We start from the raw sequence: 22,307 nt of genomic DNA on the forward strand, positions 1-22,307 counted from the left end.
GGGCGCGCGGTCTGGATCTGAGCACTACATCTCTCTGCCGGATTGGCTGCCCGACCTTGAGGAAGCCAGTGTCACCGCACAAACACCTCGGCGTGGCCGCGAAATTCCACCGCAAATACGCCGCTTTACCCTGCTTGTGATTGACGACTGGTTGTTGGACCGGCCCTGGAATCGATCGCAACGACAACAGGTCACAGATGCGGGCCAGGCCAGTGAGACCCCATAACCGAACGGTTCGACCTGGTCCTCAGCTGGGCACACACACGACTAGAAAGCAGCGGAGCATGATCGAGAACCTGACCTTGCTGGAAAAAGCCGCGATGCTGAGCGGCAAGAACATCTGGGAGAGTCGCCCCATTCCGCGCTACGGCGTGCCCTCTTTCTTCATGTCGGATGGCCCGCACGGTGTGCGCAAGCAGCTTGGCTCCTCCGACCACTTGGGCATCAATGCCTCACAGCAGGCCACCTGCTTTCCCACAGCAGCCACGGTCGCCAATAGCTGGGACCCGGTGCTCGCCGAGCTGATCGGTGAAGCCCTAGGCGAGGAGGCGGCCAGCCTCGACGTGGACGTGCTGCTCGGTCCCGGTCTTAACATCAAGCGCAGCCCGCTCTGCGGCCGTAACTTCGAGTACTTTTCCGAAGACCCCTACCTGGCCGGCAAGATGGCCGCCGGCTACGTGCGCGGCATCCAGTCCCAAGGCGTCGCGGCCACCCCCAAGCATTTTGCGGTGAACAGTCAAGAGTCGCGCCGCATGACCACCGACTCGGTGCTGGATGAACGTACGTTACGGGAAATTTTCCTCACCGCGTTCGAGATCGTGGTGCGCGAGGCAGAACCCCGTGCCTTGATGACCAGTTACAACCTCGTGAACGGGGTGTACGCCAACGAGAACGCGTTCCTGCTACAGAAGGTACTACGTGACGAGTGGGGCTTCGACGGCGCCGTGATCACCGACTGGGGTGGCGGAAACGACGCTGTCGAGGGAGCACGCAACGGCAGCGCGCTTGAAATGCCCTCGCCCGGCCTGGACTCCGTTCGCCAGCTCGTCGCTGCTGTCGAAAACGGCGCCCTTCCAGAAGCCGAGCTGGATGCTCGGGTGCGCGAGGTCATCGAGCTCGGCTTGGCCTTCCGCTCGCCGCTCGACCCCGTGGCACCGCTGGATGTGCAGGGCCACCACCAGCTCGCTCAGCGAGCGGCCGAACAGAGTATCGTGCTGCTCAAGAACGATGGGCACTTGTTGCCGTTGGCCCCCGGCACTCGAGTGGCGGTGATCGGCGATTTCGCCGAGACGCCACGCTACCAGGGCGCCGGCTCGTCCCTGGTGAACCCCACCCAGCTCACCACCACCCTGCAGGCGATCGGGACCGCCGACCTGAAACTAGTGGACTTCGCCCGCGGCTTCGACCGGCACGGCGCCGCCGACGAAGAGCTCGCCGCCGAGGCGGTACTCGCCGCCAGGTCCTCCGACGTCGTGCTGCTCTACCTGGGACTCGACGAGATCAGCGAATCAGAGGGTCTGGACCGCAGCGACATGCGGATGGCCCCCAACCAGCTGGCGCTGCTCACCCGGCTGCATGCGGCGAATCCCAACATTGTCGTGGTGCTCAGTGCCGGCAGCGCCGTGGAGATCCCCTGGCTGGACGACTGCGCGGCCCTGGTGCACGGCTACCTAGCCGGCCAGGCCGGCGCCGCCGCGCTACTCAACGTGATCACCGGCGCGGTCAACCCGTCGGGCAAGCTCGCCGAGACTTACCCAGTCCGGCACGAAGACACCCCAGCGTTCCACTACTTTCCCGGCACCGAGCGCACCGCCGAGTACCGCGAAGGCCCGTACGTGGGCTACCGCTACTACGACACCGCCAACGTCCCGGTGCGTTTCCCCTTCGGCTTCGGCCTGAGCTACACCGAGTTTGCTTACAGCGACCTCACCGTCACCGATACCGCCGTATGTTTCACAGTGAAGAACACCGGCGCCGTCGACGGGGCGGAGATCGCGCAGCTCTACATCGGCCGCAACGGCACCGGCGTTCACCGCCCCACAAAAGAGCTCAAAGGCTTCATCAAGGTGCCCCTGGCCGCGGGCGAGAAACGGGCCGTAACGATCCCGCTGGATGACAAGGCCTTCCGCCACTTCGACGTTGCGAGCGGCGCCTGGCAGGTGGAGTCCGCCGAGTACACGGTGCACGTCGGAGCGAGTCTGTCCGACATTCGTCTGACCGGCATTCTTGCCGTTCAGGGCACCATCGCCCCAGTCGCGCCTACGGTGCCGGGTCCCTATGACACCGGGCTGATCACTGATGTCTCCGACGCCCACTTCGCCGCCCTGCTGGGACATGAGATTCCCGCGGCCCGCTGGACCCCGGGGCCGCTCGGCCTCAATGACGCCCTTTGCCAGATGCGCGATGCCGAGAGCGTGCTGGCCCGGCTGGCCTTTCGTATCCTCAATCGGCTGCTCAGAAAGAGCGAGGCCGCGCACAAGCCCGACCTCAACCTGCTCTTCCTGTACAATATGCCGTTCCGTGCCATCGCGAAGATGACGAACGGTGCCGTCAGCCTGCAGATGGTGGAGTCCATGCTGCTGATCGTGAACGGCCACTTCGCCCGCGGTGCCGGCGCTCTGATCCGTGGTTATCTGCATAACCGCCGCGCCAATACCCAGACCCGCAAGGCGCTCCGGGCCGGTGCCTGAGTTGCCGTCGCCCGAGGCGTCACCCACCTTTAGCATCCCAATAGAGAGATTCTGATGATCACCCGCATCAAGGCCAGTTGGTCAGCCTTCGTCGAGAAGCGTCCCGCCATCGCTCAATTCATCGTCTTCACCGTGCTCAGCATTGGTATGACCGTACTGCAGCTCATTATGATGCCGGTCATCAAGTGGATCTTCGGTATGACCAGCCTCGTTGACACCGGATTCCAGGTTCTGCCGGTCGCCACGAACTTCGACGGCAGCACCTACTACCTCTTTGACTACGCCGCGGGCGCCCTCCCGCTCGGCGGCGGCGGCCTGGCCTACTTCCTGGCGGTTCAGATCACCCTGGCCATCGCCCAGGTGATCAACTTCTTTGCCCAGCGCAACATCACCTTCAAGTCCAACAGCAGCCCGTGGGTGGCGGCGTTCTGGTACTCCGCCGCGTATATCGTCATCAGCTTCGGCGCTGCGGCGCTGCAGGGCCTCTATAAGGCGCCGGTCTACGAGCTGCTGATCTCTACCTGGGGCCTCGGCGCCAGCGGTGAGGCGCTCGCTGACGTGATCACTATGCTCATTAACGCAATCATCTCGTTCTGGGTGTTCTTCCCCATTTTCAAGGTGATCTTCAAGCGCGAGCCCGACTTGGAAGACGGCCCCACCGGCGCAGCTCGGCACGTCGAGATCGGGAGCGCACAGCGGTGACACTGAGATGAAGACCCTTTCTGTCGTGGTGCCCTGCTACAACTCGGCCGACTACATGCGGCGGTGCCTGGATTCCCTAGTAATCGGGGGAACCGATGTCGAGATACTCGTGATCAACGACGGCTCCACCGACCGGACCGGTGAGATCGCCGACGACTACCAAGCCAGGTTCCCTGGCATCGTGCGGGCCATCCACAAGCCGAATGGCGGGCACGGTTCGGCCATCAACACAGGCATCGACGAGGCTACCGGCCAACACATTAAGGTCGTCGACAGCGATGACTGGGTGGATGCGGATTCCTACGCAGCCATCCTGGCAACCCTGAACGGCTTCGCCGACGACGGCGACGAGCTCGACATGATGCTGAGCAACTTCGTCTACGAAAAGGTGGGCAAGCGCATCACCCACGTGGTGCGCTACCGCAGCGCCCTCCCGCGGGGCCGCCTGTTCGGCTGGGACGAAGTGGGCCGGTTCCGGCCGACCCAGTACATTCTGATGCACGCTCTGATCTACCGCACCCAACTACTCCGTGACTGCGGACTGCGCCTGCCAGAACACACCTTCTACGTCGACAACCTGTACGCATTCGTTCCGCTGCCGCACGTCCGCACCCTGTTCTATCTCGACGTGGACTTCTATCGGTATTTCATCGGCCGGGAAGGGCAGTCGGTGAACGAGACGGTAATGATCCGCCGCATCGACCAGCAGATCCGGGTGAACCGTCTGATGCAGCAGAATCTGCCTGCCATCGACGAGGTGCCGCCGCCGCTGCACGCTTACATGCTGCACTACTTCTCGATCATCTGCGGGGTCACGTCGATGATGCTGATCCGATCGGGCACTGCCGAGAGCTTCGCGAAAAAGAAAGAGTTCTGGAGCGCTCTGCGGCAGGAGCAACCCCGGCTGCACCGGCGGATGCGACGCCGCCCGGTCGCGCAGATCACCAACCTCCCCGGCCGCGCCGGTCGTGGTGTGTCGGTGTGCGCCTACCTCTTGATGCGGCGGGTGGTCGGCTTCAATTGAGCCGGGGACTGTGCCTTCAACTAGCAGGGAGGCGGCCTTGCGGGTCAGCACCCGCAGCACGAATCAGTTGTCTTCGGCGTGGACGGTGGCCGAGCCGCCGTAATGCTCGGCTGCGTGGCGGCGAGTGCGTTGAGCATGGGTGGGAAGTCGCGCTACTTCGGGCGTACTTGAAGACCGTCGGTAAGGAGACTTGGCTGCACGTCAGTTAGACCACCCCCGCGCTACAAATGCCAAACGGTTCGATGCTGAGATTGCCGTGGCGAACATCGCGCATCTCATATCGGTATTCACGGTGGTGATGCTGCGAGATCACAGCGGAGCGCCGAAACGCTGTGTCGCGTGCGGCTCTTATCTAGCCGGCGGTGGGACCTGCGCTCGATGTGGATGGCTGGATGAGTCCCACGTCCCGCATGATCCGCTACCTGAGCTATCACCTGAAGAGATGGCCACAAGGATTGGAACGCCTCACACACTGAGCTCCGACGTCAGCACCCTCGTATCGCCACAGCATTTGTCTAGCTGAATGGGATTACAACTAGGACTACCTCGGTTAATTTGATCGAATCGTGCGCGAAAAAAAAGTTATGCGATAGTGTTGACTATATCGAACGGAGCAGACATGGCAGAGGCAGAAGATCCGCGCAGCTGGATCGAGAATGAGTTCACGCCCGATATCGCCGCGTACATGCGGCGCGAGTTGCCGCAGGCGCTCATACGCGCGCAGCGTCAGGCTTCCAACGCGCATGACGGCTTCGACCCGGAGGGCATTGAGCTGTACGTCTACGGCACGGCGATGTCGCGTGCGGATTACGATCAGATTCGCTCCTGCCTTGCATCGTTGGATACCTTCTCCGTGGTCCGACCAGAGGGTGCCAAGCGTGATGTCCTGCTGGTCAATGGGAAGGTTATCCTCCCGCTGCGCGTCGGTACGAAAATGCCGAAGCGGATCGACCAGGTCCGCCTCAAACGGGTTTCCCCATACCGACAGGGGCTCCTCACTGCGACTTCGATGAAGAAGTACGACCACGTCTTTGAGATGTTCAAAGACGAGCCCGCGGACGAGGACGTCGAACACAACGTTGAGGAAGGTGAGCTGGACTTCCTGAAGTCCGCGGCCGCCCGAAATTCGCTCATCGCCATCTACTACAGCAGCACACCGTCCGGGCTGGGCTCGATGTTCTGGGCGCCGGCAATCTTTGGTGAGAAGAACTACCTCCGTTTCACTGACCCGCGCCGCCTAACCATCGACGACCCCTCGACCACGCCGCTGGCCCGCCCGAAGCCAATGCCCGCTGACCCCGACGCCTTCGGTGCGGGGGAGCGGCCCCAGACCCCCGCCCGTCTGCGCAAGCCGCCGCAGCCTGCAGAGGGGTAAGCAATGCGTCGAATAGAGACGACGCCAATCTCGGATGAAACCCTGCAGCAGGTGGCTAGGGCATTCGATCCGGCGCGCCTCGTGCAAGCGAGGCAGCTGGCGAAGGCCACGAAGGCGAAGTTACAGGAGAGTGTGGGCGTGACAGCCACCGCGATAGGCCAATATGAACGTGGTGAGGTGCGCCCGCGTGCCGACACCGTCGCGCAACTAGCCATGGCCTTGGCGGTCCCGGTTGGCTTCTTCGCGTACGGGCGCCCTCGGGTTCCACTTGAGATTGCCCAGGCATCGTTCCGGCGACTGCGGGCGACGTCGGTTTTGCAGCAACAGCAGGCCGTTGCATACGCGGAACAGGTTTGGGAGTTGAGCGCTTACCTCGAGGAGCATGTGGAGTTCCCCGAACTCGATCTGCCACCGTGGGCGTGGGCCGACGAGACGGAATTACCGGCGTCAATTGATCCAGTCTCGGCGGCACGCTCGCTGCGGGAGCACTGGGGCCTAGGCATGAAGCCGATTCGTCACCTGGTGGCGGAGATCGAGCGGCACGGGATATTGGTTGTGCTGTTCAGCTTGCGCGAAGAAGGGGACGACCAGAAGCGTCATATTGATGCGTTCTCGACAATTGCGACCCCGCGGCCGATGATCGTCCTCACGCCGGACAAGGCCGACGATGTGATGCGCCATCGTTTTTCTGCTGCGCACGAACTGGGGCATATTGTGCTCCACCGTTGGCACCAGACCCGTGACGCACACATGGAGCGTGAGGCCGATGCGTTTGCGGCGGAGTTCCTGACTCCCCGTGACGAGATCGGTCGTGAACTTCCGCGCCGATTCAACTTGTCGAGGTTGCAGGAGATCGGTCTGCGTTGGGGAGTCTCGGTGAAGTCGCTGGTGTTCCGGTCCAAAGAGCTCGAGCTGATATCGGAAGCCACCGCTCGGCGCGCATATCTGACCTTGACCGCTCTTACCCGCGACGGGATCATCCGGTCGGAGTCGATTGCCCGTTATGCGGGCGAAGTGCCGGATCTGCTGAAGAACGCTGTCGCCCTGTTGGAGTCCGTCGGGATCACCGTCGCTGAGATCGCTCGCGCGTTGCAGTGGTCGCCGGCGCACGTCAGAAAGATTGCAGGCATCGACGACCCGAAGCCCCGCCTGTCGTTGGTGCCTCCGCTCCCAAGCAACGACGAATGACGTCGCCGCGGCATTGAAATGCGGGACGACGAGTTACCGATCCATCTCGTGAGAATCTGGTTCTGGCGCGGCAACCCTCTGGCATGTGGGTGCAATCCAGGTTCGGCATGTCGAATGGTGTCGCAACGAGGCATCCCATCGGAGTATCGCAGCGGAGCATCGCATTATCTGGAGTGAGACGACAAACGTGAAATCGTCGTTTCCGAGATAGTGATTCGATCCATATGGTTTGATATGCCCTATGACTTTGGAATCGACCGGCTCTACACCGGCAGAAACACGGGCTGAGCTCACACGGCTCTCCGCGAGAGGGTACACACAGCTGCGCCACGTTCTGGTGCAACTGCCGGATCGGGATGCACCCCGGGCATCCACCCTCGCACGTGTGCTCCCGGAGCGGAAGCATCGCGCTCTGTTGCTGTACCTGTTGCTGCTGACCTGCTGGCCGTGGCTCGCTGAACGGCGGAAGCCGTTGCAGGCCGACGTCTGGATTCGCGCGTTGACTGCACCCGGAGGGTTGACCTGGTCGGCATCAACGTTATCGCGGGCCTGGGCCGATCTTGCCGACCTCGGCCTGGTGACCAAGGAGCGGGAGCACCGGCTGGTAAGAATCGTTCCGCGCCGCGAAGATGGACAGGCAGAATACGAGATCCCGGGCGGCCGTCGGGACCGGTGGAATACGTACTTCGCGCTTCCCGATCAGTTCTGGCTGGATGAGCTGTTCGCGAAGCTCTCCCTCCCTGGCTTGGTGATGTTGCTGCTTGTGGCGAAAGAGACCAATGCCAAGCCGGAGGTGTGGTTCACCTACGAGTCCGCGGAGGAGTGGTACGGGATCAAGCCGAAATCGGCTCAGAACGGCCTCAAGCAGCTCGAGCGCTTGGGAATCGTTCACCGCCGTCGGCAGGTGGTGAAGGCCCCCTTGTCGCCCACGGGTGCGACGGTGCGGATGTGGTATTCGCTTACCGGGCCGTATGGCCACGACTCTCGCGCCGCGCTGCAGCAGCGCGCGATGAAGGAACGTCGGAGGCGGCTCAAACGGGAGAGCGCTCCCGTCACGATCGATGGAGGCCAGTCATGACCATTTCACGCATGTTGTATGTCGACGACTCTGGTTCCGTCGACAGCGGTCTGATCATCTACGGCTGGATCGAGTGCTCGCCTGACCGGTGGCGCAATGGTCTCCGGGCGGTTCTGGAACTACGGAAGCAGCTCTATCGCGACTACCAGGTCCCGCCGGCTACCGAATTGCACGCGACGAAGTTCGTCAACGGACGGGACCGGATCTCGACCGGGGGCGATGACGACAAAACTCACTGGAAGACGCTGGGGCGGGCGGTGGCAGTCGAGTGTTTGACGGTGCTGCGCGATTGTCCGGATGTGAAAATTGGCGCCGTGTGGAGGCGGACCACCGCCAAAGGTCGCGCCTACTACGACGAACGAGGAGCCGTGTACAACGCCCTAGTCGAGATGTGGAACGCGGAGCACCGCTCATCGGACAGCTACGCCTTTGTGAGCATGGACGGCAACGGTTCTGACCCCACCTATTTCGATGCTCATCGAGCACTACCCCTGGACACGCGCCACCTTATCGAGGACCCGATGTTCCACGACTCCAGACGCTCACAGTGGGTACAGATGGCAGATTTGGTTGCGTACACAGTATTTACGCACCTGAACCGGCATGCCGGTAACGAGTTCGGCTGGAACTGGTACGAAGACTTCCTGCAGGGGAAAGACCTCGCCGGTGCGCCGGTAGAGCTTTAGCCTTAAAACAGCAAGACCCGCTAATCCACGAGTGTGGGGCGGGTCCGCAACATCATTATGCGGGCCACCCATCGATTTGTCAACTCTTGTTGTCGAGAAATTGCTTTGATCAGCATTTTCATTTCGCCGATAATAATGATTATGTCAACAAGTAGCCGACATCTTCGCATTGGGCGCGAATACGCCGGCTCGGTCGACCTCCCCTACGCGGCGCGGATCCACCCGTCTGCACGATGACGCTGGAGTGCTCGCGGAGTGGTGGGGTTGCTCATTACTGGAGTGATGATGTCGCCCGATGGAGTGTTTGATCAAGGATTTCATCCTTCCGCTTGACAGGTATTCGAGCTGCGCGATGCCCTGACCGGCACCAGCGCCGAGACGCTCACGAACCGACTAAACCTACGGGCTCGTGACGAAGACCGCGCATGCCGATCTGTAGCGCGTTGAGCAGGGCAGTCGCTGAATAGAGCCGTCTGGTCCCTGTCATATGTTGTGGATGAGGCCAATTCTCATCGCTCACTAGAGCGATTAGCTGTGGGTGTGGTCAGTGGGGTGCGCCGATTTCGATGAGGAGGACGCCTCCGATGATGAGGATGATGCCGAGGCTCATGAGCCAGGTGAGGGGATCCTTGAACAGGAATCGGGACAGGATGGCGGTGAGGGCGACGCCTGCTGCGGCCCAAATGCCGTAGGCGATGCCAATGGGCATTCCTTGGGCGAGGGCGAGCCCGAGCATGCTGAAGGACACCAGGTATCCGATCGCGACGGCCGTGTACCAGCGCCTGTTGTCGATGGCGAGGCGGAGGCTGATGGTGCCGGAGACCTCGAACAGGATGGCGCCGATGAGGAGGAGATAGGCCATCAGACGGTCGCTGACTTCTTGTGGGCGGTCTGAGCTCCGAGTTCCACGCAGAGGACGCCAGCGATGATGACGATGATGCCGATGCCCATGAGGGTGGTGATCGGTTCTCCGAAGATCAGGAGAGAGCCAACGGCTGTGAGTGCGACGCCGGTCGCTCCCCAAATACCGTAGGCAACCCCGAGGGCCATGCCCGTGCGTAGTATCGCGGAGAGTAGGACGAATCCGCTGAGGTAGCCGGTGACGACGACGATGTAGAGGGCGGGGTGCTCGAGGGCGCCCTTGAGAGCGAGCGAGGCTGTCACTTCGACCAGGACGGCGGGAATCAGAAGTAGCCAGGCTTTGGGGTTGGTCATGAGCGGTTTCCTTGTACGTTGTGCTTCTGGATGGCCTGCGTCTCACCCACGCTAATCACCACCGTCGAGACATATCCGCACGGTTCGTGAGTGGGCACGTTGGCGATGGTTCGCCTACCGGCCCGCTACCAGCGCGGCGGGATCTGCGCGGCTGGTGGCTGACCTCCATAGATGGTCCGGGTGTCTCGGGCGGGAGAGAAGGACCGCTTCCTGGTTCTAGCGGGTACTGCGGCCTTGAGTGGCGGAGGTGACCAGGTCGCTCTTGGTCAGCGTCGCGCTTGTGCGTAGTGCGGTGGCCCAGGTCGCAGTGTCGGTGACAGCGGCCCAGTTCGAGTGCAGTAATGCCATGAGGGTTTCGTGAACCTGGCGTGCGGGTGCGGTACCGGCCTCGTTAGCGAGGTCGATTGCTCCGGTCGCGTCTGCGAGGACTTCCACGGCGAAGCCGAGGGGTTCGGCGGCTGCAGCGGAGGCGACCACGCAGTTGTTGGTCATGTAGCCGACGAGAGTGATCGTGTCGATGTTCTGTTCGCGCAACCAGGCTTCAAGGTCCGTGTCCGCGAAGATGCTGGAAAACTGCTTACTGATGCGCTTGGCTGCGGCGTCCTCGTAGGCGGCTACCGTGGGGTGGTTCTGCCAGGTCGGCGATCCGGAGGCGAACACGGGGGCTTCCGCCGGGAGTTCGTGCTGGACGAGCACCACAGGCGTGTCGGTTTGCTGGGCCGCGTCGATCGCCGTGTGGATGCTAGCGATGGAGTCGTCGCGAGCCGGGAATTGGATGGGGAGCAGTCCGTCGAAGTACTCATGTTGGGCGTCGATGACGATAAGGACTCGGCGTGGTGCGGACATGGGGTTCTCCTTCAGAGAGGGTTGGTCACGAATGTGTGGAATCAGGAGTTGGGTTCTACTGCGCGGCGGCCGCGAGCGATGTTTCTAGGCGGGGCATTGCGTAGTGATCGGCGATCAGGCTGATCCCTTCCTGGTCGAGCGATGTGGAGTGGCCGCCGACGACGAGCATCACCTCATCGGCGCCGGTACGCTCCTGTAGGGCTTCGATACGAGCGCCGACCGTCTCGGCCGTGCCGTGGAAACTGCGGTCCGTGTAGGCGTCGAGAATGTGGCGCTCCTGCAGAGTGGCTTGGTAGGCCTCGACCTCGTCCGGGGGCAGGAGCAGGTAGCCCTCGCCCTTAAACATGCGCAGCATCGCCATTGCCGACGTTGCCGACTGCCGCTTAGCCTCGATCGGGTCGTTGCTGATTGCCACGGGCACGCTGACAAGGGTGTGGGGCTCGGCGAGCACATCGGAGGGCTGGAAGCTCTCACGGTAGACGCGCATGGCCGTGTCGACGTCGGCGTCACCGAACTGCAGCGCGAACGCATATGGTCGACCGAGCTGCCCGGCCAGTTGAGCCGAGTACGGCGAAGAGCCCAGCACCCACACCTGCGGCGTGCTCGGAGGTACGGTCACCCGGTTTTCCTTCGCTTGCCAAGGGCCAGGTACCGCGTGGACCTGTCGATACGGGTGCCCGGAAGGGAAGTCATCGCCCAGGAATCCGAGCAGTTCCAGTATTTGCTGTGGGAATGCGTCATTGGCGTCCGCTCCCCGGCGCAACGCGGTGGCGGTGGCCCCATCAGTGCCTGGAGCTCGACCGAGGCCGAGATCGATTCGGCCCGGGGCCAGCGCCTCCAGCATTCCGAATTGCTCGGCGATCAGCAACGGTGAATGGTTAGGTAGCATCACCCCTCCAGCTCCAAGACGGATGTGCATCGTTTCTGCGATGAGGCGGGCGATCATCAATGGAGGCGAAGACACGGAGGTCGCTCCCATCCCGTGATGCTCAGACATCCAGAACCTATGAAAGCCGCGTTGATCGGCGGTCCGCGCAAGCGAGATGGTGCCTTCGAGCCCCTCATCAGCGGTCATCCCGACGCCGGTGCCGCCAGCGGACAGCACGGACAATATGAACGACGCCGCGCCGGGTGGACGACTCAACCTCACAGCAACTCCTCATGGGAAAATGCCTTTTTTAACATGATGCGAGCCTAGCATCTGTCTCATGTTTAAAAGTCACTGATAACATGATAACCATGTTGGAAGCACTGCTAGTCGCCGCACCGGGCGCCCAGGAACATCCGAGCCTCGCCTTGGTCAATAGCGCAGGTGACGCTGCGGGCGGCAAAGGCTACGATGAAATGAGCACTCCCGAGGCCGCGACGGCGTGGCTGATGGCACGTGATCTCGTCGGACCGGAAGCTGTGCTGCACGAGCATTGCCAAGGCCGGCTCGTGGCGCTGCGCGCGGATCTGCGCGATCTCTTCACCGCTCACACCACCGGAACTATCCCCACGACGTCCGCGGTACACGCGCTGAACGCCGCCCTCACCTGCGTCCCCGGCGCTTCGCTGTTGCAGTTCGACCCCCAGACGGGATTCACCCGTCGCGCCGACCACCCCGTGACTCAGGTCGTAGAACACGTCATGGCCGTGATCGCCGAGGATGCCGCCTCGCTACTCAGTGGCGACCAAGCCTCGCAGCTCGCGTCCTGCGAAGCCGACTCCTGCCAGCGGTTCTTCGTCCGCACCCACGCCCGACGGCAATGGTGCTCAACCCGTTGCGGCGATCGGGTCCGCGCTGCGCGTGCCTACTCACGTAAACGCTCAATCCACAGCGCGCAGGTCGAGTGACGCACCCCGACAGACCGCCGCGTCATCCCAGGTCCCCGCTCGTGACTGTGTCGGATACGGCCGGTCCTGCGGAATCAGGCGATCGGTCATAAGGCGTTGCGAGGGTCGCCGCAGACTCCATCGTGAACCGGCTCGCGAACCGTTCCCGGACGATCGACCTCGGCCGAATCGACATGCGCAAGCTCCGCGACGACCACGCCCGCTCAGACAAGGACCACTGGGAGTAAACAGACAGGTTGTTGCTGGCGGCGGGCCCAGCTCGCCGCCAGTACCACCTACCCAGAAAAGGAGTACCACCTCGCTGGACTAGAGGTACCTACTCGGGCTACTCGCCACCCACGGTGATGGCTCAGTTCAGCGACGACGTCCTATGGCACCAGCCCGGTGCCAACCAGTTCTCCGGAGACCACCACGGCATCGGCGGAGTCGGCGCCCTGCTCGGCGGGATGATGGACGCCAGCGCGGGAAGCTTCGAGCTCGTCGTCGCCGGACCAGCGATGGTCAATGGCGAGGCAGTCGCTGTACCAGTGCGGTTTACCGGCAACCGTGCGGACGCGACGATGGACATGGCCGGCATCGATCTACTCACTGTGCGTGACGGCAAGATCGTCGAAGTACGTCTGTTCTCCGAGGATGGGCACGGCGAGGACCTCTTCTGGGGCCTGAAGTAATCGCGTCACTGCGGGCTAAACAGCAAAGATGGGTCCCAACCGACACGCGAATCCTTGGGGTGCACCTGCGCGTTGAACTCCTGCAGGTGCACGACCCGAACCGGATCGCCTTCAACGGCCTCCCGTTTGCGCCTCGCGCCTAGTCACGCACCCCGGCTCGGGGTGGGCGACTCGGCTACACCGTCCCCAAAGAACCGGCGCAGTCGGGGGACCCTGCGAATCAGCGGCTGATCCGTTACGAGTATGACCATCAACGACAGGCCTAAAAAGACGGTGTTTAGGACTCCGATGAGAGCTGGCCTAAAGTCATCGCATTGCGTCATGTGAGCCACTGGTTTGCCGGGGCCGAGGACATGATCATGGAGGAGCGAAGACAATATCGCTCAAACCTCAGGAGTCATGACCATGAACAAACCCCGTCGCGCATTGATCCTCGTTGACGTGCAGCAGGAATACTTCAACGGACCGCTCGAGATCCAGTACCCCGCTCACACGGACTCGTTGCCGAAGATCACTGCCGCCATCGACGCGGCCACCTCGGCAGGAATTCCGATCGCTGTCATCCAGCACAGCGCTGGAGACGACGCACCTGTCTTCAATCCAACGATGGACGGCTTCGCGCTGCATCCCGAGATCGCGAACCGGCTGAGCCCCAAGTGGAAGTCCGTGACGAAGCAATTCGGCACGGTCTTCGCCGGCACGGATGTTCTGGACTGGCTGCGAGAGCACGAGGTCGACACGATCACCCTCCTGGGCTATATGACCAACAACTGCATTATTGCGTCGGCCGCAGAGGCCGAGACCCACGGGCTGGCCGCCGAGGTCCTCTCGGACGCGACCGGATCCATCAACATCGCCAACGATGCGGGCTTCGCCGACGCGAAGACCGTGCACACGACCCTGATGGCGGTGTTGCACTCGAACTTCGCCGCGGTCGCCACCACAGAGGCCTGGACCGATGCTGTCGCTGACGGGTCCCCGCTGGCGAAGGACAATCTCGGAAGTTCCGCCATCCTTGGCGCCCAGCGGACTGCCGACCGGTGAGTTCGCGAACCCGAAAGTCTCGGCTGCGTGCTTTCTACGCGTCCGCGATCAGTGTCCTTCGCGGTATGGCCGCCGAATACCGTGCCGGACTCATCGCCAACGACATCATATCCCCCGCCCCAAAGAGTGCCCCGGACGCCACCACAAAGCAGCCGCGAGCCTGAGGTGTCAATCCCGACGCTCTCATCGTTCCCCCGTGCCAGGTCGCTAAATAGTCGAAGACCCGAATGAATCGATCCGCCTCTCCCAGATCATGCACGTTCGTCGAGCACTCCCGTGGCATGACTACTACGAGGGCGAGGTAACTCATGGAGAAGCGTGAGGCCGGCGAGCTGCAAACGAGCTGCGCATCAAGTCAGGGCTCACCTGGGAGGAACTCCCGTCGGCTATCTCCCGCCCACCGGTATGGACCGTGGCCGCGATCGTCGGCTTCCACGCGATTCCGCCCGAGCAGGCACGTGCCATTGGCGAACTGCTGGGTTTGGAAGACAACGCCGTCGCAGCGATGCAGCGTCAGCCCTACCGCACAGCAGACGACTCGCTGCGGAGCGATCCAACGATCTACCAGTTCTACGAACTGCCCCTGGTCTACGGCCCCACAAACACAGAACTCATACACGAGGAATTCGGTGACGAGATCACGAGCGCGATCAACTGCAACGTCGAACTCGGCCGAGCTGCTCACCCCGACGGCGATCGAGCCCGGTGGCAACAAGCGGGAAACTTTCTCGCTTACCAATGGTATAAGCCGGCTCTCGTGGCCTCTGTGTTCGGTGCTGACTTGGAGCCGGCCTGAACACCTCTAACGGACGCGCTCAGTTTCGTCCGCACCTCGACCCGCTCGTCGGATTTCTGGACGTGTAAGGCCCAGAGCATCGAAGCCGAAGACTAATCCTTCCTCGGCAGGGCCTGGTACGACCAGGTCGGCCAGCAGCAGCAACGCCTTCGGGGATCCTTCAACGGCGACAGCAGTACCAGCGAAGGCGAGCATCTCAAGGTCGTTAGGTCCATCCCCGATGGCAATGACGTCCCTCTGGTCAATTCCGAACCGAGCGATGACCGCGGCGATGCCAACCGACTTATCAACGCCGGGGATGTAAAGTTCACCCGCCCTGTCCTTCAGCCCAGTGATGGAACTCGGGAGTGCCGCAATGTGGGTGCCGATCTCCTCTGCGAGGACGGAAACTGGCACTCTGGAGTCGAAAATTGTGACTTTACCGAACGAGCAATTGCTGAGGTCGCTGTGTATCTGAAGAGGTGCGAGGATGTCGCTCGGCCCCTGGCCGTCGCCGGGAAATACTCCAAAGAGAATCCCGTGTATCCGCTCGCGACTGCCAGGCGACCCATATATGGCCGTGGGTGCTTCAAGGATGTAGGTGACGTCGTACTTCTGGAGAACAGAGAGCGTTCTAGCTGCCAGGCCAGGCGAAAACCGCCTGTCAGACAAGACCTCCTCGTCCACCTCAACGTAGCCGCCAGCGGCAGCAATAAGGCCATCGAATCCAACTGCCTGCACGTCGAGAGCAAGCATTGATTTCGGTCGACCCGTGCACAGGAAAACCTTGTGCCCATTGGAGCGCGCACGACGAACGGCATCTACGTGACCGGGTGGAATAGCTCCTCGATCAGCGAAGGTCCCATCGAAATCGATGAATACGGCCTTGGTGGTGGTCATGTCAGCGTCAGAGCGCGATGGGCAACTAATGGATGGGACACATCTCCACGCTACCGGTCTTGTCACCGCTCCGGTCGGCTGGCCTAGTTGCCGATAGTGATGGCGCCCGCAGCGGCGGAGGAGATGATGCAGTTGTTGGTCATGTAGCCGACGAGGGTGATGGTGTCGACTGCGTTTTCGTGCAGCCAGGCGAGCAGGTCGGTGCCGGCTAACACGGATCCGTACTGTTTCGTGATGGCGTGCCAGCCCAAGCCGCGGCGCTTCTCGATCTCCGGGTGCAGCGCGAAGCCGTCCATGGTCGGGTTAAGACCGAGGCATCGCCGCCTGCCGTGTGCTGCACGACAACGATCGGCGTGCCCGAGGCTCTTGCGGCGTCTTTCGCCGAGGTGGTCTGCGCCAGCGAGTCACCGACGGGCGGGTCTTGGATATCGAGCGGGCCGCTGATGCACTCCTGCTGGATGTCGACGAGGGCGCGATTGGTGCTGGTTCTGGCGGTGGCTCCCTGATTGAAGGGCGAGGCGAATGTGTCGCTTCCGATCCTCCATCGTTGCCACCGCCTCCGCGACTGGCACGTGTGCAGCACTACGATGGCATCAGGCCAAAGGGAGGGTTTTCTGTGAAGATCGCGATCTACGCATTCGACGGTGTCCCGATGTTTCATCTCTCGGTGCCGCAGATGGTCTTTGAAGAGGTGACTCGTCAGGGGCTGGCCGAGTGGGAGACGGTCCTATTCTCCGACCGCGCGGGCTCGATCCGGACTGCCGAGGGGTACGCCTTGGGCCGGGTCATGGGTCTCGACGCAATCGTCGACGCCAACCTGGTCGTCGTCCCCTCATGGATCGACGACGGTCGGGAGCTCCGGCCTGCATTCCGGTCAGCTCTTCTCAGAGCCCACGATCGCGGATCGATGATCGCCGGGCTGTGTCTCGGGGCGATCGCCGTCGCCGACCTCGGCCTGCTCGAGGGGCGGAGCGCGGTGACACACTGGCACGCCGTCGACGCCCTCGCCCGGAGACATCCGGGCGTCACCGTGGACGCGGGCGTGCTGTATCTCGATCACGGCGACGTGATGACCTCGGCGGGCACCGCCTCCGGCATCGACGCGTGCCTGCACGTCGTCCGGACGCGCCTCGGGGCCGAGGCGGCGAACCGGGTCGCCCGGAGCCTGGTCGTCGCGCCTCATCGGGAGGGCGGGCAGGCGCAGTACATCGAGCGCGCCGTGGCGCACCACGCGGCAGCCGACCCGATCGCCGCCGCATCGACCTGGGCCCTGGAAAATCTCGGGGAGGATCTCGGAGTCGACCGCCTCGCGGCCGCGGCGCACATGAGCCGCCGGACCTTCGTACGGACTTTCCGTAACGCCACGGGGGCGACACCCGCTGCGTGGGTGAGGTCTCGCCGTCTCGATGAAGCCAGACGACTACTCGAGACATCGGACCTCTCGATCGATCAGATCGCCGCGTCGTGCGGGTTCGGCAACCCCGTCACCCTGCGCCAGAACTTCGCCGCCGCGTTCGGCAGCACGCCGTCGAGCTATCGCCGCCGGTTCGACGCCCGGCAGTGACGGTTGCTTCCGCCGCTCCTTAGTCAGCGACCCGCCGCGTGCTCTGGCGAAGGCGACCCGGGCACGATCGGTCGAAGTCTCGGGACGCCTGACGACAGGGGTGATGAACGCAGCGGCCGCGACCAAAACGAGCGGAGCGATCAGTGCTGTCCTGAGGCTGGAGTGGTCGCCGAGGAACCCGATAACCGGCGGCCCGACGAGCAGTGCCACGTATCCGACCGTGGCCGCAAGGGCGACGCGCCTGGCGGGGTCCCCCTCTCCTTCTCCTGCGGCGGACAAAGCTAGAGGGAAGCCCAAGGAGGCGCCCAGGCCCCAGAGGACGACGGCCGCTGCTGCGGCGACTTGGCTGTCGACGAAGATCACCAGGGCCATGCCCACGACGGCGCTGAGGACGCCAACACGGAGAACAGGTGCACGGCCAAAACGGGCGACAAACGCCCCGCCGACGAAGCGGCCGATCGTCATGGAGGCCGCGAATGCGGCGTACACTGCGGACCCCGACGTGGCGTCAAAACCGTGACCGTCGACCATAACCAGGGGGAGCCAGTCGCTCGCGGTCCCCTCGGTGAGCGCCATCGCGAGCACCAGGGCAGCGATAAGGAGAAGCCGCGTGTCACGCCACAGAGGCAACCGAGGCACCGCCGCCGTCCGGAGTCCCGCTCCCCGAAGAACCTGCCCGGTCCCGCGAGGAATACGCGGAGCAACTGCGCCATGACGACGAGGGCGAGGACCCCGATCGCGGACAGGTGCCACAACACCGGGACGTCGGTCGCAATGAAAGCGATGCCCGCACCGGCACCGACGAGAGTACCCAGGCTGAAGAAGCCGTGCAGGGCAGGCAGCACAGGGCGGCCGATGGTCTTCTCGATGTCGGCGCCCTCGACGTTCATCGCGATCTCCCCGCCTCCCATCCCCAGACCGAAGAGGAACAGACCGATGACCGTCGCTGCCGTCGACGACGCGGCTGCCCCGACGCCGATCGTCAGGATGACCCCGACCGTGCCCGCGAGCATCACGGGCCTCGCGCCCCAGCGCGCGACGGCAGGACCAGACGCGAGGATGCCGACCATCGACCCGGCGGACAAACCGAGCAGGATCAGGCCCATCTCCGATGTCGTCGCGCCCAGCAGATCCCGGATGCCCGGCGTCCGGGTGACCCACGAAGAAATCGCGAGGCCGGGCAGGGCAAAGAGCGCAAAAAGTGCGAGGCGGCGTGCGTGCAAGGTTGTCATGGTTCATTTCTCGATCGTGGATACAGCAGTCCGGAATCGGCATTGAGATGGCGAGTGCCGCCCTAGGCCGAGAACACGGCCTCTCAAATCTTGCAGGCCGCAGGCCGCCTGGACCAGTGGCCTAGAAATCAAACACCGATGCATACGAGCCACACGAAGTGAGTAGACGAGGCCAGAGGGGCCAAAGACCGCCGCTGACCGAGAACAGGACCGTCAACGCCGATTGAAAACACGACCACCGACCAATGGAAGGTGATCAATATGGGCGATTGGGCGAAGATACGCCAACTGTTTTCAACGGGCGAGCATTCGAAGCGGGAGATCGGCCGGCTCGTGGGCATTTCGCGGGCAACGGTGAAGCGGGCGCTGGAAACGGACCGGCTTCCGAAGCGCCAGCGGCCCGCGATGGGCTCGACTTTCGACGTTCGCGCCGTCCGCGACAAGGTCGCCGGGATCCGGCCCGAGTACGTGCCGCCAGATCCCCCGGACCGTCTTGTCCACGAGCCCGGCCGGCAGGTCCAGTGCGACCTGTGGTTCCCCCACGAGCCACTGCCGTTGGGCAACGGGCAGGAGGGCACGCCGTCGGTGCTGGTCATGACGTCGACGTTCTCCGGGTTCTTCCAGGCACTGATGTTGCCGTCGCGGAAGATACTGGATCTGTTCGGCGGGATGGGGTCTCTGCTGCAAACCGCCCAAGCGGTGCCGAAGCGACTGCTCTGGGACAACGGGTCCGGCATCGGTCGCGGCAAGCTGACCGAGCCCACGGTCACGTTTGCCGGGCCGTGGGCACCGAGACGAAGCTCTTGAGGGCGCGAGATCCGGAGTCCAAGGGCATGGTCGAGTGCAATCTCAGCACGGCTGGAAGAGACAGGCTTCGGGAAGGTAAAGGCGTGACTCCAGGCCGCCACCAGTAGAACGACTGGCCCGCATGGTGTTGAGAATTTCCACCACTTAGCGGGACGTGATTCTCTTTGTCCGGCACCGACGGTGCGTCAACGATTCCCAGCTCAGCACCGACCGTCACGATACCAACTGAACTCGACGGGATGCATTGGTGCCGCTACGCAGTCGAACCCGATCCGCCAGGCGTGCCAGAGCCGAACGGAACGACGATCCCGGGGGCAATTACGCTGCACACGGGCCGCTTCGTCGCCGGTGGCACGCTCGACAGCAGGACCGCCCAGTTAGTGGCCGGCGTGGCCGCATCTGAGCCGGTGCCACGCTCCTGCGACGCGTTGGCCGAGACGTTCCTGGCCCTCGTGCCAAGCCAGAAAGGACAGGAACTCGGGATGACATTTACCGCCGAACTAGACGGTTGCGCACTGCTTTACCGCGACGGAAGCGGCACACGCCCGCTCCCCGCCGATGTGCGCGCGATTCTCGCTTCGCAAACCGATCTGTGACAGTGATTCACTTGCCGAGGACCGATCCCCAACTTTGCCCGGCAGCTAGAGGGGGAAGTTCTCCGTGAGAACTTTGGGTGTCGCGGGCAAAGCCCCCCGGCCGACATTGACCTGGTGATTGGGCGGAGCACCACATTGCCTGCCAACTAGGACGGGCCTTGAAGCAGAACTGCACGACAACCGATCATCGGCGTTGAGCGGAGCGGCGATGGATAAATTGCCTGTCCTCTGGCAGCGTTTTTATGATCGACAATGATCACCGTCCTTTGTCAGGGCCTCGTCATTGCACTGGTTCGGGAGCTGCTCTAGACCGGTAGCCCGTTTAGTGCGAACCAGCGCGAACGTCATCTGCGCGACAACTTTCGTTCATCCGGCGTCCACCTGTTGTCATCCACGCACTCCTAACTTCGAATGTCGCGTTCGGCGGACACTCACCCAATTGATAGGAACTGAATGCTTTTCAGTCAGACACGGCCGCGCCTCGCGCTCGTAGCCACAGCAACCTTGTGCGCATCCCTCGCGCTTTCTATCGCGCTTGCTCCCGCAGCATTCGCCGACGATACGACCGCCCAGGGCACCCAACACACCTTCTACTCAAGCAAAACGCCGTACGCCGCGCAGGGAACTGCGGCAGACTACCAGCAGGTTCCGACAGGATTCACCCAGATCTACACCGAGTCACTCGCTCGGCACGGTGCGCGGGCACTCTCCAGCTTCAAGTACGACTCCCTCACCCAACAGCTGTGGGCTCAGGCCCAGTCGGAGAACGCGCTCACCCCGCTCGGCGCAACGCTTGGCCCTGAGACCGCTGCACTGACGGCAGCAAACAACACCCTCGGGTACGGCAACCTCAGCGGCCTTGGAGCTACGCAGCACCAGCAGATCGGTGCTCGCGCCGTGGAACGCATGCCGGACTTCTTCGCTCAGATCATCGCCAGTGACGACATCATCGAGCTGGAAAGTTCTGGCGAGCCACGCGCCACAGAATCGGGCGAGAACTTCGCCGTCGGCCTGCTCGCGGCGAACCCGGCGCTGGCAGACAAACTGCCCACAACCATGCCCGCAAGCCCCGAAACCCTGCACTTCCATGACCAGGAATTCAACCAGGACTACATGGACTACGAAGAGAGCGATCTCGTCGCCGACAGCGTCGCCGCCATCTGGGACCAGCCGCAGAGCAAGGAAGTGTCCCGCCACGTTCTCGAACGTCTGTACACCACCGACTTCGTCGACCGCCTCGCTGCCGGTGACTACCATTTCGAAGACCCGAAAGGGAAGACGACCATCGACAACGAGGTCGACGCCGCGATGATGCTGTACAACCTGTACATCATCGCGCCCGACCTGGTCGAGGAAGGCGACTGGAACTTCGACCAGTACCTGGAGCCAGAAGATGCCGAGTGGTTCGCGTACCTCCTCGACACAGAGGACTTTTATTCGAAGGGTCCGGCGTTCGTCGGCAACGACATCACCTACAAGATGGCAACGCCGCTGCTGCAAGAGTTCTTCGACGGAATCGATGCCCGCTTGGCCGGCTCGAACGTTGCCGCGACTTTCCGCTTCGCGCACGCAGAGACAATCGTTCCCTTCGCCGCTTTGATTCAGCTCCCCGGCTCCGAGCAGCCGGTAACCGCCGCCACCCCCTACACCTACGCCACCAACGCCTGGCGCGGCGAAAGCGTCACTCCGATGGCCGCGAACGTGCAGTGGGACGTGTACAGCAACTCCGCAGGCCAGACCATCATGCGGATGCTGTACAACGAGAAGGAGATCGCCTTCAACTCCTCCTGCCAGCCGCTTGAAGCCGGATCGCACTACTACGACGTCACCGAAGTGAAGCGCTGCCTGCTGGGCATCGCTGTCCCTGAGACGAGCACCCCGGCAGTAAGCACCGACCCAGTTGCCAACACCGCAGCATCCACTCAACTGGCGGAAACGGGTGCGCAGCTCGGCACAATGCCCGCCCTCATCGCTCTCCTTCTCCTCGCCGGCATCGCCTTGCGCGTGGTGCACCGGAAGCGGAACGCGCACGCCGACGCCGCCTAGATGCACTGAGTCGCCGGCAGGAAGTGATCAAA

General features: G+C 62.9%; 21 protein-coding genes and 1 pseudogene. 15 read left to right on the plus strand and 7 right to left on the minus strand.

Annotated features, from left to right (window positions below; genetic code table 11):
* Positions 1-284 precede the first annotated feature (284 nt).
* From E3T61_RS21070 to E3T61_RS21100, 7 genes are all read left to right on the plus strand, one after another.
* Entirely contained in the window at positions 285-2,690 is a 2,406-nt protein-coding gene (locus E3T61_RS21070) for a glycoside hydrolase family 3 C-terminal domain-containing protein (RefSeq protein WP_134642790.1), read from the plus strand.
* 54 nt (positions 2,691-2,744) lie between these two features.
* On the plus strand, positions 2,745-3,392 hold the full coding sequence (locus E3T61_RS21075; RefSeq protein ID WP_134642791.1) for a hypothetical protein: 648 nt from the start codon (positions 2,745-2,747) through the stop codon (positions 3,390-3,392).
* A 7-nt stretch (positions 3,393-3,399) separates the two neighbouring features.
* Entirely contained in the window at positions 3,400-4,416 is a 1,017-nt protein-coding gene (locus E3T61_RS21080; RefSeq protein WP_134642792.1) for a glycosyltransferase family 2 protein, read from the plus strand.
* A 619-nt stretch (positions 4,417-5,035) separates the two neighbouring features.
* Positions 5,036-5,791 carry a hypothetical protein gene (locus E3T61_RS21085; RefSeq protein ID WP_134642793.1) on the plus strand — a complete coding sequence of 252 codons (756 nt, stop codon included), beginning with the start codon at positions 5,036-5,038 and terminating at the stop codon, positions 5,789-5,791.
* Between the two features lie 3 nt (positions 5,792-5,794).
* Positions 5,795-6,979, plus strand: a complete 1,185-nt coding sequence (locus E3T61_RS21090; RefSeq protein WP_198418744.1) for a helix-turn-helix domain-containing protein — start codon at positions 5,795-5,797, stop codon at positions 6,977-6,979.
* 415 nt (positions 6,980-7,394) lie between these two features.
* Positions 7,395-8,057, plus strand: a complete 663-nt coding sequence (locus E3T61_RS21095; RefSeq protein WP_134642794.1) for an ArsR family transcriptional regulator — start codon at positions 7,395-7,397, stop codon at positions 8,055-8,057.
* A complete protein-coding gene (locus E3T61_RS21100; RefSeq protein WP_134642795.1) occupies positions 8,054-8,743 on the plus strand; it encodes a DUF3800 domain-containing protein in 690 nt (229 codons plus the stop codon). The genes E3T61_RS21095 and E3T61_RS21100 overlap by 4 nt, the downstream gene beginning before the upstream one ends.
* Before the next feature lie 544 nt (positions 8,744-9,287).
* Here E3T61_RS21100 and E3T61_RS21105 read toward each other — a convergent pair.
* The 4 genes from E3T61_RS21105 to E3T61_RS21120 form a co-directional block, all read right to left on the minus strand.
* On the minus strand, positions 9,288-9,605 hold the full coding sequence (locus tag E3T61_RS21105; RefSeq protein ID WP_134642796.1) for a DMT family transporter: 318 nt from the start codon (positions 9,603-9,605) through the stop codon (positions 9,288-9,290).
* Positions 9,605-9,958 carry a DMT family transporter gene (locus E3T61_RS21110; RefSeq protein WP_134642797.1) on the minus strand — a complete coding sequence of 118 codons (354 nt, stop codon included), beginning with the start codon at positions 9,956-9,958 and terminating at the stop codon, positions 9,605-9,607. Before E3T61_RS21110 ends, E3T61_RS21105 begins: the two co-directional genes overlap by 1 nt.
* Before the next feature lie 216 nt (positions 9,959-10,174).
* Positions 10,175-10,804, minus strand: a complete 630-nt coding sequence (locus E3T61_RS21115; RefSeq protein ID WP_134642798.1) for an isochorismatase family protein — start codon at positions 10,802-10,804, stop codon at positions 10,175-10,177.
* A gap of 55 nt (positions 10,805-10,859) precedes the next feature.
* Positions 10,860-11,954 carry an LLM class flavin-dependent oxidoreductase gene (locus tag E3T61_RS21120; RefSeq protein WP_255455721.1) on the minus strand — a complete coding sequence of 365 codons (1,095 nt, stop codon included), beginning with the start codon at positions 11,952-11,954 and terminating at the stop codon, positions 10,860-10,862.
* Between the two features lie 89 nt (positions 11,955-12,043).
* On the opposite strand from E3T61_RS21120, the gene E3T61_RS21125 reads away from it, so the two are divergent.
* The 4 genes from E3T61_RS21125 (at position 12,044) to E3T61_RS21140 (ending at position 15,151) form a co-directional block, all read left to right on the plus strand.
* Positions 12,044-12,640, plus strand: a complete 597-nt coding sequence (locus E3T61_RS21125) for a CGNR zinc finger domain-containing protein (RefSeq protein ID WP_134642799.1) — start codon at positions 12,044-12,046, stop codon at positions 12,638-12,640.
* A gap of 239 nt (positions 12,641-12,879) precedes the next feature.
* Entirely contained in the window at positions 12,880-13,311 is a 432-nt protein-coding gene (locus E3T61_RS21130; protein ID WP_338145556.1) for a nuclear transport factor 2 family protein, read from the plus strand.
* A 405-nt stretch (positions 13,312-13,716) separates the two neighbouring features.
* Entirely contained in the window at positions 13,717-14,355 is a 639-nt protein-coding gene (locus E3T61_RS21135; protein WP_134642801.1) for an isochorismatase family protein, read from the plus strand.
* 349 nt (positions 14,356-14,704) lie between these two features.
* The gene (locus E3T61_RS21140; protein ID WP_338145557.1) at positions 14,705-15,151 is read left to right on the plus strand and encodes a cyanase; all 447 of its coding nucleotides are present in this window, start codon (positions 14,705-14,707) and stop codon (positions 15,149-15,151) included.
* A 6-nt stretch (positions 15,152-15,157) separates the two neighbouring features.
* Here the strand turns inward: E3T61_RS21140 and E3T61_RS21145 are convergent, their stop codons facing one another.
* Both E3T61_RS21145 and E3T61_RS21150 read right to left on the minus strand, forming a co-directional pair.
* Positions 15,158-16,030, minus strand: coding sequence for an HAD hydrolase family protein (locus E3T61_RS21145; protein ID WP_134642802.1), 873 nt, complete (start codon positions 16,028-16,030; stop codon positions 15,158-15,160).
* Between the two features lie 83 nt (positions 16,031-16,113).
* Entirely contained in the window at positions 16,114-16,326 is a 213-nt protein-coding gene (locus E3T61_RS21150; RefSeq protein ID WP_134642803.1) for an isochorismatase family protein, read from the minus strand.
* Positions 16,327-16,646: 320 nt separating this feature from the next.
* Between E3T61_RS21150 and E3T61_RS21155 the strand changes: the two genes are divergently transcribed.
* The gene (locus tag E3T61_RS21155) at positions 16,647-17,594 is read left to right on the plus strand and encodes a GlxA family transcriptional regulator (protein ID WP_134642804.1); all 948 of its coding nucleotides are present in this window, start codon (positions 16,647-16,649) and stop codon (positions 17,592-17,594) included.
* A 327-nt stretch (positions 17,595-17,921) separates the two neighbouring features.
* Here E3T61_RS21155 and E3T61_RS21160 read toward each other — a convergent pair.
* Positions 17,922-18,869: pseudogene (locus E3T61_RS21160) on the minus strand (MFS transporter); the annotation flags it as partial.
* Between the two features lie 218 nt (positions 18,870-19,087).
* On the opposite strand from E3T61_RS21160, the gene E3T61_RS21165 reads away from it, so the two are divergent.
* The 3 genes from E3T61_RS21165 (at position 19,088) to E3T61_RS21175 (ending at position 22,275) form a co-directional block, all read left to right on the plus strand.
* The gene (locus E3T61_RS21165; protein ID WP_134642805.1) at positions 19,088-19,633 is read left to right on the plus strand and encodes a helix-turn-helix domain-containing protein; all 546 of its coding nucleotides are present in this window, start codon (positions 19,088-19,090) and stop codon (positions 19,631-19,633) included.
* Between the two features lie 164 nt (positions 19,634-19,797).
* Positions 19,798-20,229 (plus strand): hypothetical protein, encoded by a 432-nt coding sequence (locus tag E3T61_RS21170; RefSeq protein ID WP_134642806.1) that lies wholly within the window; start codon positions 19,798-19,800, stop codon positions 20,227-20,229.
* Positions 20,230-20,733: 504 nt separating this feature from the next.
* Positions 20,734-22,275 carry a histidine-type phosphatase gene (locus E3T61_RS21175; RefSeq protein ID WP_241992735.1) on the plus strand — a complete coding sequence of 514 codons (1,542 nt, stop codon included), beginning with the start codon at positions 20,734-20,736 and terminating at the stop codon, positions 22,273-22,275.
* Positions 22,276-22,307 lie beyond the last annotated feature (32 nt).

It is taken from the genome of Cryobacterium lactosi (assembly GCF_004403945.1).
Classification (GTDB): Bacteria; Actinomycetota; Actinomycetes; order Actinomycetales; family Microbacteriaceae; genus Cryobacterium; species Cryobacterium lactosi.

Bases quoted from the DNA above. Each gene is read 5' to 3' on its own strand.
- E3T61_RS21100 (WP_134642795.1), top strand. From the start codon at position 8,054: ATGACCATTTCACGCATGTTGTATGTCGACGACTCTGGTTCCGTCGAC.
- E3T61_RS21110 (WP_134642797.1), bottom strand. From the start codon at position 9,958: ATGACCAACCCCAAAGCCTGGCTACTTCTGATTCCCGCCGTCCTGGTC.
- E3T61_RS21105 (WP_134642796.1), bottom strand. From the start codon at position 9,605: ATGGCCTATCTCCTCCTCATCGGCGCCATCCTGTTCGAGGTCTCCGGC.
- E3T61_RS21085 (WP_134642793.1), top strand. From the start codon at position 5,036: ATGGCAGAGGCAGAAGATCCGCGCAGCTGGATCGAGAATGAGTTCACG.
- E3T61_RS21070 (WP_134642790.1), top strand. From the start codon at position 285: ATGATCGAGAACCTGACCTTGCTGGAAAAAGCCGCGATGCTGAGCGGC.
- E3T61_RS21080 (WP_134642792.1), top strand. From the start codon at position 3,400: ATGAAGACCCTTTCTGTCGTGGTGCCCTGCTACAACTCGGCCGACTAC.
- E3T61_RS21145 (WP_134642802.1), bottom strand. From the start codon at position 16,030: ATGACCACCACCAAGGCCGTATTCATCGATTTCGATGGGACCTTCGCT.
- E3T61_RS21115 (WP_134642798.1), bottom strand. From the start codon at position 10,804: ATGTCCGCACCACGCCGAGTCCTTATCGTCATCGACGCCCAACATGAG.
- E3T61_RS21135 (WP_134642801.1), top strand. From the start codon at position 13,717: ATGAACAAACCCCGTCGCGCATTGATCCTCGTTGACGTGCAGCAGGAA.
- E3T61_RS21090 (WP_198418744.1), top strand. From the start codon at position 5,795: ATGCGTCGAATAGAGACGACGCCAATCTCGGATGAAACCCTGCAGCAG.
- E3T61_RS21125 (WP_134642799.1), top strand. From the start codon at position 12,044: ATGTTGGAAGCACTGCTAGTCGCCGCACCGGGCGCCCAGGAACATCCG.
- E3T61_RS21075 (WP_134642791.1), top strand. From the start codon at position 2,745: ATGATCACCCGCATCAAGGCCAGTTGGTCAGCCTTCGTCGAGAAGCGT.
- E3T61_RS21150 (WP_134642803.1), bottom strand. From the start codon at position 16,326: ATGGACGGCTTCGCGCTGCACCCGGAGATCGAGAAGCGCCGCGGCTTG.
- E3T61_RS21165 (WP_134642805.1), top strand. From the start codon at position 19,088: ATGGGCGATTGGGCGAAGATACGCCAACTGTTTTCAACGGGCGAGCAT.